Genomic DNA, 1,353 nt, shown 5'->3' on the forward strand with positions numbered 1-1,353 from the left:
CGTCTATATCGGCGACCTGATCCAGAAGACCGAAGCCGAGATGCTGCGCACCCCGAACTTCGGCCGCAAGTCGCTGAACGAGATCAAGGAAGTCTTGGCGGCGATGGGCTTGCACCTCGGCATGGAAGTGCCGGACTGGCCGCCGGAAAACATCGAAGATCTCGCTAAGCGTTACGAAGACCAATATTGAGCATGAATTCCAAGGATGGGCGGCGTGGGCCGCTCGATCCGACGGTCATGCGGAAAACCATCAGAGGCCGCGGCCTCTTGAACAACTGAAGAAGGAAAAGAGCCATGCGCCACGGTTTCAAAGGCCGTCGCTTCGCCCGAAGCATTAGCCATCGCAAGTCGATGTTCGCCAACCTCGCCGTGTCGCTGCTCGAGCACGAGCAGATCGTCACGACCTTGCCGAAGGCGAAGGACCTGCGTCCGATCGTCGAGAAGCTGGTGACGCTCGGCAAGCGCGGCGACCTGCATGCCCGCCGCCAGGTCATTGCCCAGATCGGCAATGAAGGCGTCGTCAAGCGTCTGTTCGACACCATCGCGCCGCGCTACGCCAACCGCAATGGCGGCTATCTGCGCATCATGAAGGCGGGCTTCCGTCACGGTGACAACGCCGCCATGGCCGTCATCGAGTTCGTCGATCGCGACGTTTCGGCCAAAGGCGCCGGCGACCGCGCTCGCATCGAAGCCGAAAGCGCTGACGCGGACGCCGCAGCCGCATAAGGCTCGGTTTTCCCAAATGAGTTCAAAGGGGCCTGCGGGCCCCTTTTTTGTTTGCCGATGTTTGCTGTCCATCGGCCAGCGCCAGGTACTGGCTTCCGCTCAACAGCTTCCAATCGAATGCACCCGGTACCTCTTCAGTGTTCGGGTAAGGATATGAATAGATACTGTCGAGGACGGCTCGAGAATCGATTTTCGCCATCGCTTGCGACGGGGAGGAGGCCTTCAAATAGGTTTCGGCATCTTGGTTGCCGATGAAGTCGGCAGCCACATGAAAATGTATCTGAATCGGTCCGGCGCAGATGTTCATCCCGATGTCATGGCCGGATGCCGCGTAGAAAACCTTGGCCTGATCTGGAGTCCAAAGGCCGGCACCCAGGAACTCTGATGGCTTTGTCTTTCCGCTGAACCCGTCCAGGGAGAGTGCAAAGCGAGTGGTGAGAGCCTCCAAATCGCCTTTGAGGTAACTGGCCTGCTCAATTTGAAACCAGTTCATCTGGCGAGGCGGCGTGATATCAAAGGAAATTTCGAGCTTTCCGAACGTCCAGTAATCTGGATCGACATGCTCAGGCATGCCGAGCACTTCGATAATCTCGGCCATTGTCATGTCGGGGGAGATCGGCCCCAAGC

Annotated in this window: 3 protein-coding genes; 2 read left to right on the forward strand and 1 reads right to left on the reverse strand. The window is 58.4% G+C overall.

Features of this window, described 5'->3' with window-relative positions:
- Both EN964_RS34785 and rplQ read left to right on the forward strand, forming a co-directional pair.
- Nucleotides 1-190: DNA-directed RNA polymerase subunit alpha C-terminal domain-containing protein (locus tag EN964_RS34785; protein ID WP_275586843.1), on the forward strand; the 190-nt coding region annotated here is incomplete at its 5' end.
- 104 nt (nt 191-294) lie between these two features.
- Nucleotides 295-726: a 50S ribosomal protein L17 gene (gene rplQ / locus EN964_RS34790; RefSeq protein ID WP_013531439.1), complete on the forward strand. Its 432-nt coding sequence runs from the start codon at nt 295-297 to the stop codon at nt 724-726.
- A gap of 22 nt (nt 727-748) precedes the next feature.
- Here rplQ and EN964_RS34795 read toward each other — a convergent pair.
- Nucleotides 749-1,353, reverse strand: a 605-nt coding sequence (locus EN964_RS34795; RefSeq protein WP_206528819.1) for a hypothetical protein, incomplete at its 5' end; no start/stop codon positions are given.

Source organism: Mesorhizobium sp. M7A.F.Ca.CA.001.10.2.1 (assembly GCF_003998575.1).
Classification (GTDB): Bacteria; Pseudomonadota; Alphaproteobacteria; order Rhizobiales; family Rhizobiaceae; genus Mesorhizobium.

What these genes read in the sequence shown, in the direction of transcription:
- rplQ (WP_013531439.1), top strand. Translation starts at nt 295, where the DNA reads ATGCGCCACGGTTTCAAAGGCCGTCGCTTCGCCCGAAGCATTAGCCAT.